The sequence below is a fragment of the Streptomyces sp. NPDC023541 genome, from assembly GCF_055559995.1.
Window position 1 is genome coordinate 165,934 of record NZ_JBVHJO010000014.1, and the last position, 7,106, is coordinate 173,039.

A 7,106-nucleotide genomic window follows, 5' to 3' on the forward strand; every position below is an offset into this window, starting at 1 on the left:
CGCTCAAGGACCGGCACATCAACTTCCTGGGCCGCTACCTGTTCAACATCAAAGCCGGCGGCCAGGGCCCAAGGCCTGCGCCCCTTCGGGGACCCGGTGGCCGCGGAGGACGACGAGGATTGACGGCCGGCACACCCGAGTGACCTGGCCACTCGTTGCGCCCCGCGGGGGCGTGGCATCCGCCTTGTTGTGACGCCTTCGCGGCAGGCGTCACAACACGTCGGGTGCACACTCCTGGGCGGAATCCTTGGATGCCGGGTGATCTGCACCGCCGGCCGGGGCGGCGGCACGCAGCGCCCCTTCGACTCGGCGGTTGCTGGTCATGGATGCCGTGACGGCTGTCATCGCCAGGAGGAGGGCAGCGGCGGCGTAGAGCGGAGTGCGGATGTCGTGGGTGGTGGCCAGCCAGCCGCCGAGGAAGGCCCCGAATGGGGCGGCGCACATGGCCAGCATGCGGGAGGTGGAGGCGACCCGGCCCATGAGGTGGGCCGGGACGATCGCCTGCCGGAGGGAGGGGCCGAGCACCATCGTGGCGCCCATGCCGGCCCCGCAGACGGCGAGCGCGAGCCCGGCCACGTACGGGTTCGGGGCGGCGGCAAGGCCCAGGATGGCAAGCCCTTCGACTGCGGCCGTGCAGGTCAGTGCGGTGCCGGTGCCGAGTCGTCGGCCGAGGTAGGAGGCGATGCCCGCGCCGAGCAGGCCCCCGGTGGCCTCCGCCGTGAGGAGCAGGCCGTAGCCGAAGGTGTCGATGCCGAGGCGGTCGTGCGCGAAGAGGGCGAGGACGGTTTCCACAGCGAGGAAGGCGACGTTCCCGACCGCTGGGCGGAGCGCGAGCCCGAGCAGCAACCGGTCCCGGAAGAGGTACGAGGCCCCGGCCCGCGCCTGCCGAAGCAGCGACTCGCGGACCTCCGGCACGGGCCTGGGCATGGCGGGCAGCGAACGTACGAGCAGTGCGGAGAGCGCGAACGACACCGCGTCGGCGAGCAGCGGAACCGCCCGTCCGAGCAGGAGCAGCGCACTGCCCGCAGGCGGCCCCGCGAAGCCGGACGCGGCGGTCTGGGCGCCGCGCAGGCGGGAGTTGGCGCGCTCCAGGAGTGCGGGGTCGCGGCCGAGCAGATCCGGCAGATAGGCCGTGGCGGCCGTATCGAAGAAGAGTCCGCCGAGGCCGAGCACGAAGGCGACGGCCGCGAGCAGCGGAATGCTCAGCACGTCGAGCGCGGCCGCTGCCGCCGGTATTGCGAGCAGCACCGCACGCGCCGCGTCCGTGACCCACATCGTGCGCCGGCGGTCCCAGCGGTCCACCAGCGCACCGCCGAGCACCCCGAAGAGCAGCCACGGCAGCGTCCCGGCAGCGGTGACGACTGCGAGCGCCATCGGATCCCGCGTTAACGTCAACGCGAGCAGCGGCAGCGCGGCGTGCGACACCCCGTCACCGATCGAGGACACCGTCTGCGCAGTCCACAGCCGTCCGAACCCGGTCGGCAACTTCCGCACTTGTGAAGTCACTTGGCGTCCCCTTCGGCCTGCTCGCGCGGTGCCGGGTGGAACAGTGCGAAGACGAGTGACGCGTCCGGCAGCGACGGATCGGACAGCTCCCGGTACTCGTCCGCCAGAGCCTGCAACCGCGCCCCCAGCTGCGCGAACTGCTCCTCAGTGAGCCGCAGATGCGCCATCCGTACGTGCCGCTCGCCATCCACCGGCGACGCCTCCAGGTCCGCCACCGCATGGCGCATCAGCACATCCGGCCCTCCCTCGCCCGGATCCGGCAGCACGATCGCCCGTGCGGCCATCGCGTAGTACCGCTCGGTGACACCCCGCACCTTCCGTGTCCGTACCACCTTCACCAGGCCGGCCCGCTCCAGCAGACGTACGTGATAGCTGGAACTCCCCTTCGCGAGGCCCACGCGCTCGGCGATCTGCGTAATCGTCGCGGGCTCGAAGCGGAGCGCGGCCATGATCCGGTGGCGCGTGAGATTGGAGACGGCGCGCAGCTGCTCGTCAGTAGTGACGTGAAACGTCTCGGGAAGATCATCGGTGGACATGCGAGCAATGGTCAACGACTCTTGACCATTGCGCAAGGGGGATTTCGCGTGGACTTCCTGAATCTGCTGTCCGGCGCGCGAGACCTTCCGTCAATGCACCCCACCCCGCTGCCGATCCAGGGAGCTGTCAACCACCCTTCGTCTAGCCGAGCATGGAGCGGGAGTGGCGGGCCGAGCCGCCTGGTCGGCGATGGCGATGCCGTCGCGGCCCTTGCGGCGGGCACCCGAAGCCAGGCCGATGCGCAGGGAGTGCCTGGTCCAGGCGATCGGCACCCCGGCCCGGGCGGAGATCCGTTTGATCGGCCGGGTGACGGAGTCCGGGCCCATGCCTCCAGTGATGTGGCGTCACTGGTCGATACCGACGAAGGCGGGATGAAGGGGCCGGCCCACTCCTGTCCATGCTCGCCGACCAGGCGGGTGCGGTAGGCGGTCCACGCGCGGACTGGGCAGATCTCGGGGTCCTCTGCGTAACCGATCTTGGCGTTGCGGACCGCTGTGCTTGGTCTTGCGCGAACGCTGGAACCTTGGCCAGTGGATACGGGACACGGTCCGCGCATGGTCTGGGGTGCCCTGGGAGCATCTCCATCCGGACGAGGACCCGCGCCTATTGTGTGGGCTCACGGAATTGAGCTTCGGCACTCCCGACGGGCTGTGGCCGATCGCGAGTACGGACCGAGGCGAAACTCTCTTCCTCGTCGAGGCGGACAGCGCACGCCCGTGGCTCCTGGTCGACGACGGCGAGGGCGGCTGGGCACGGTACGACATGATCTTCGCCGAATGGCTCAACCGCTACCTCATGGGCGAAGACATGGCTGGCCCCAACAGCTCCGCCTTCTACCCCGGTCCGGTAAAGCTGCACAGGCTTCCTATGACTGTCAACGAACGTCCGGAGCCATGGTTCGGGCCAGACCGCGGCCTGTAACTCTGCCCGCACACGCTGCCGCACTCCTGCCCATATGGAATCGTTCATGGGGTGAGCGTAGGCGCGTGATGTCGGCGTAGCGCAGTGGGTTGCGGGGAACGGCAGGGCTACTGACGGCATCGCGTATCAAACTGTCGTGAGTAGGCTCGCTGGCGGTGGTCCCGTATAGCTGTCAGATGCTCGTGAGGTCCACCCATACCCACGGTTTGTGGTCCCACGAGCGCACTTCGCCGACGACCAGTTCGATGGTTGTTCCCACCGGCGGGAGGTCCTGAGCCAGTCGCCTAACGCCTGGCTCGCTGCCGCGGCGGATGGTATCGAGAGATGCGCCGACCGGCTCGTATTGGTTGAGCTTTGCTGTGATGCCCCATGGCTGGTGGCTAGTGATGGTCGCTTGGACGGGTTCGCCCGGGTGAAGTTCGCTGAGGGGGCGCTTCGGGTTGTCTGGCATGGCAGCATCATCTCTCCCTTTCCCCCGCAGGGCGTCGGCGGGGAACGTAGCTCGCCCAGGTCATGCCGGAGACCTTGGCGAGCACCGCCAAAGCGGAGGGCTCAGGGAAGCCGGAAACGGCTGCACATCACGGCAGCACGAGTCTGCATCTGATGCGATTCGCGGGCCTTAGCCTTCAAAAACAACCACTACTTTGATCTTTTCGTTAGTTCTGTGGGGTGGGTGGATGGTGAGTCCGGTGTGGGTGAGGAAGGACCAGGGGAGCTGTCGGTTTTGGTGCGGTGGATGCCTTGTTCGGTGGCGTCGGCGACTTCTGCGAGGTGGTCGCCGGCGAGGTTGGCGAGCTCGCGCTTTTTGAGCGAGGACCACAGCAGCTCCACCGGGTTGAGCTCAGGCGCGTAGGCGGGTAATCGTTCGAGGGTGAGCCAGTCCTGATCGGCGACCCAGGCCCGCATGGTCCGGCTCCAGTGGGCGGACAGTCCGTCCCAGACCAGCACCACTCGCTCCCCGCGGTAGAACACCTTGAGCTGTTCAAGAACCTCGATCAGAGCGGTGGTGTCGTAGCTGCCCGGCTTGAGGTGGAAGCGAGGCGCGGGCCGCGTTCTTGATCGGCGGCGTGGTATCCGAGAGCCGCGGCCATCGAGGCTCGCTTCCAGTTCAGCCGATGCCGCAGGAGCGGGGTGCGGACGCGGGGTGCGTAGGTGCGCCGGACCTGGGGCAGTAGCGATACGCCCGATTCGTCGAGGAAGACGACCCAGGCACGTGTGTTCACCGCCCCCTTTTGATGCGCGGCCACTCATGCGCGATCCAGCGGGCGGTCTCGGATTCGTCCCGCTCCACCGCCCGACGCTCAGGACGCTGCAAGCTCCACCCGAGCCGGCCGGTCAGCAGCCGCCACACCGACGCCCGCGACAACGACACCCCTGCCACCCGCTCGACCACCAGACCGACCCGCTCCAGCGTCCACAGATCAGCCTCGAACCCGTGCGCCTGGGCGCCTCGCTCCAGAGCGGTCCGCACCTGCTCGACCTGGCCGTCGTCCAGCTTGGGCGGACGACCGGTGGCCGGACGCCGCCGCAAAGCATCAGTGCCACCCTCCTCCCACACCCGTTTCCACCGCCGCACGCTCTCATCGCTGACTTCCAGCATCCGTGCGATCTCGACACTCGAGCGTCCTTGCCCGAACAACTCGGCCGCCCGCACACGCCGAGCCTCGGCCAACTGCGGCCGTGTCAAAGGAGGAATGACAGAATCGGAAGCGACAGACGAAGGCTTGAAAGACACGAGCCCAGGGTCCCACCAACAAGCCCACCACACCCACAGAACTAACGAAAAGATCAGTAAGGGTTGTCCCGTAACCCGAGGAGTTGCGCCGCGGCCTTTTGGCCACGAGGGCCTCCGGCTTGGTCGCGGCTCCCTGAGGCATTGCGATCCCGCTGCTGGGTGCTGGACAACTCCCGCCACTGGTCCACCACGTCGTCCACTTCATCCAGGGCCGGATCGCGACTTCCGCTGGGCGCGTGGGCCGGTGACCGGTCAGCGCGTAGTGGCAGATGTGCGCATTACCAGGCCTGCCGGGCACCGGCTATCTCTGCGGTCGTGCCCGTGCGGAGACAGCCGAGCAACGCTGTCATGACCCTGCGGCGCCCAAATGCGTAGAGCGCCGGCTCGACGAACCAGCGGCAGAAGCTTGGGTCCGGGTCGTAGACAGCAGCAGCCATCAGCGGATCGAAGAACTCCTCAGACAGGGTGGCGCGTTCCAGCAGCGGCCTTCGTGCAGCTCCGGCCAGGTGCCGCGCACGTCGCCTCTTCAGTCACGTCGGCCGCAGCCTCAAGGTCCAGCAGGCGAGCCACTTCGGCTGCGCATGCAAGGAATGTACGTGTGGATGCCTCGTGGCGGTCACCTCTGCTCATGGCAGGATTCTCGACCAGGCCTGAGCAGAAGTGGTCGCATGGGCGAGATGATCTCGATGTGGCTGGTGTGATCACGGCGTCGGAGCCGTCCTAATTCCTTGGTAACGGGCCGTGGGAGCTGGGGGTTGCCACCAGTCCGTTCGAGCGCCGGGGGCCGATGCCCTTCTCTCATCCCGGCCTTCCACAGTGCAGGTGGTGGCAGCCTCGCGGGCACTGACCGTACGCCTGGAGCCGTCTGGGCACTCGATCCGTTTATCCAGAGCGGCGGCGCTCGGTGTCTTCGAGGTCGCCACCACCGTCAACACTGTCCGCTTGATCACTCGTTGGTGTTGGTGGTGCGAGCCCGCCGCACGGTGACCTCCTGATACTCCAGAGCCGTCTGAGTTCCCGAGGAGACCGGGGCCCGTGGGGTGCGCTGGTGCCACGAACGGCTAGTGAGGTGGCGGACCGACCGGATGGTCGAGTCCTGGAATTAGGTCGCTGCGTGGCCCGCATGCGCTCGCAACCAGCGCAAACACCGCACCTCTGGGGAGGAAAAGTTGATCTACTGCGGCATCGACTGGGCCGAGAGGACACACGACGTTGCCTTGGTCGACGACACCGGCCAGCTACTTGCGAAGCGACACATCACGGACGACGCGGCCGGCTACAGGAACCTGATGGACCTGCTCGCCGAGTACGGCGACACGGAGGAGACCCTGATCCCGGTCGCGATCGAGACCTCCCGCGGTCTGCTGGTCGCGGTGCTGCGGGCAGGCAAGCGAAAGGTGTTCGCGATCAACCCGATGGCTGCCGCCCGCTACCGCGACCGGCACGCGGTCTCCCGCAAGAAGTGGGACCCCGGCGATGCCCTGGTCCTGGCGAACATCCTGCGCACGGATATGCATGCCCACCGGCCGCTGCCGAACGACAGCGACCTGGCCCGCGCGATTGCCGTACTGGCCCGCGCTCAGCAGGACGCGGTCTGGAACAGGCAGCAGGTCGCCAACCAGCTCCGCTCCCTGCTGCGCGAGTACTACCCCGCCGCTCTGGAGGCCTTCGCCAAGTGGGACAACGGCTTGTGCCGACCGGAGGCCCGCGAGCTGATGAAGCTCGCGCCGACACCGGCCAAGGCCGCGAGCCTGACTCGCACCCAGATCACGGCGGCTCTCAAGCGTGCGGGCCGCAAGCGCGGCATCGAGTCGGACGTCGAGCGGCTGCGCGAGGCATTCCGCACCGACTGGGCCCGTCAGCCTGAGCTTGTCGAGGACGCGCTCGGCAAGCAGACGCTCGCCCTACTCGGACAGCTCACGGCCGCCTGCACCGCCGCCGCCGACCTCGCCCAGGCTGTCGAGGAGACGTTCCCGCAACACCCGGACTCCGAAATTATCCTCAGGTTCCCCGGCCTCGGTATCCAGCTTGCCGCCCGGGTGCTGGCCGAAATCGGAGACGACCGCACCCGCTTCGCGGACGCCCGTGGCGTGAAGGCCTACGCGGGCGCCTCACCCGTCACCCGGGCCTCCGGCAAGAAGTCCAGCATCACCAGACGATGGGTGAAGAACGACCGGCTCAACCACGCCGGCTACCTCTGGGCGTTCTCAGCGATCACTGCCTCGCCCGGTGCCAAAGCCCACTACCGGCGGCGACGTGACGACCACGGAGACTGGCACGCCGCTGGCCAGCGCAATCTGTTCAACCGGATGCTAGTACTGCAACGGTGTTTGCCGTGACGGTTGGGCAGGTCGGTCGTTGGTCAGTTCATGGGTGGGGAACTTGTTGATGCCCGGTCGTGGGCTGG

Annotated in this window: 6 protein-coding genes and 1 pseudogene; 2 read left to right on the forward strand and 5 right to left on the reverse strand. The window is 67.8% G+C overall.

The features are described from left to right. Nucleotides 1-210: 210 nt before the first annotated feature. Both ACZ3X1_RS29235 and ACZ3X1_RS29240 read right to left on the reverse strand, forming a co-directional pair. A complete protein-coding gene (locus ACZ3X1_RS29235) occupies nucleotides 211-1,485 on the reverse strand; it encodes an MFS transporter (protein ID WP_467281561.1) in 1,275 nt (424 codons plus the stop codon). A gap of 17 nt (nucleotides 1,486-1,502) precedes the next feature. Beyond that, on the reverse strand, nucleotides 1,503-2,042 hold the full coding sequence (locus tag ACZ3X1_RS29240) for an ArsR/SmtB family transcription factor (RefSeq protein ID WP_362633817.1): 540 nt from the start codon (nucleotides 2,040-2,042) through the stop codon (nucleotides 1,503-1,505). 625 nt (nucleotides 2,043-2,667) lie between these two features. On the opposite strand from ACZ3X1_RS29240, the gene ACZ3X1_RS29245 reads away from it, so the two are divergent. Then, nucleotides 2,668-2,964 carry a hypothetical protein gene (locus tag ACZ3X1_RS29245; RefSeq protein ID WP_467281552.1) on the forward strand — a complete coding sequence of 99 codons (297 nt, stop codon included), beginning with the start codon at nucleotides 2,668-2,670 and terminating at the stop codon, nucleotides 2,962-2,964. 172 nt (nucleotides 2,965-3,136) lie between these two features. Here ACZ3X1_RS29245 and ACZ3X1_RS29250 read toward each other — a convergent pair whose 3' ends face one another. The 3 genes from ACZ3X1_RS29250 to ACZ3X1_RS29260 all read right to left on the reverse strand — a co-directional run bounded on the left by ACZ3X1_RS29250 (nucleotide 3,137) and on the right by ACZ3X1_RS29260 (nucleotide 4,618). Then, nucleotides 3,137-3,415, reverse strand: coding sequence for a hypothetical protein (locus ACZ3X1_RS29250; RefSeq protein ID WP_467281553.1), 279 nt, complete (start codon nucleotides 3,413-3,415; stop codon nucleotides 3,137-3,139). Between the two features lie 188 nt (nucleotides 3,416-3,603). Beyond that, nucleotides 3,604-4,215, reverse strand: a complete 612-nt coding sequence (locus tag ACZ3X1_RS29255; RefSeq protein ID WP_467281554.1) for a transposase — start codon at nucleotides 4,213-4,215, stop codon at nucleotides 3,604-3,606. Further along, a complete protein-coding gene (locus ACZ3X1_RS29260) occupies nucleotides 4,184-4,618 on the reverse strand; it encodes a winged helix-turn-helix domain-containing protein (protein WP_467281555.1) in 435 nt (144 codons plus the stop codon). Before ACZ3X1_RS29260 ends, ACZ3X1_RS29255 begins: the two co-directional genes overlap by 32 nt. A gap of 1,250 nt (nucleotides 4,619-5,868) precedes the next feature. Here ACZ3X1_RS29260 and ACZ3X1_RS29265 point away from each other — a divergent pair. Then, nucleotides 5,869-7,032 (forward strand): annotated as a pseudogene (locus ACZ3X1_RS29265) (IS110 family RNA-guided transposase); the annotation flags it as partial. Nucleotides 7,033-7,106: the final 74 nt, after the last annotated feature.

Excerpts from the sequence above, each read along its gene's own strand:
- ACZ3X1_RS29240 (WP_362633817.1), bottom strand. The coding sequence starts at position 2,042 with ATGTCCACCGATGATCTTCCCGAGACGTTTCACGTCACTACTGACGAG.
- ACZ3X1_RS29250 (WP_467281553.1), bottom strand. The coding sequence starts at position 3,415 with ATGCCAGACAACCCGAAGCGCCCCCTCAGCGAACTTCACCCGGGCGAA.
- ACZ3X1_RS29255 (WP_467281554.1), bottom strand. The coding sequence starts at position 4,215 with ATGAGTGGCCGCGCATCAAAAGGGGGCGGTGAACACACGTGCCTGGGT.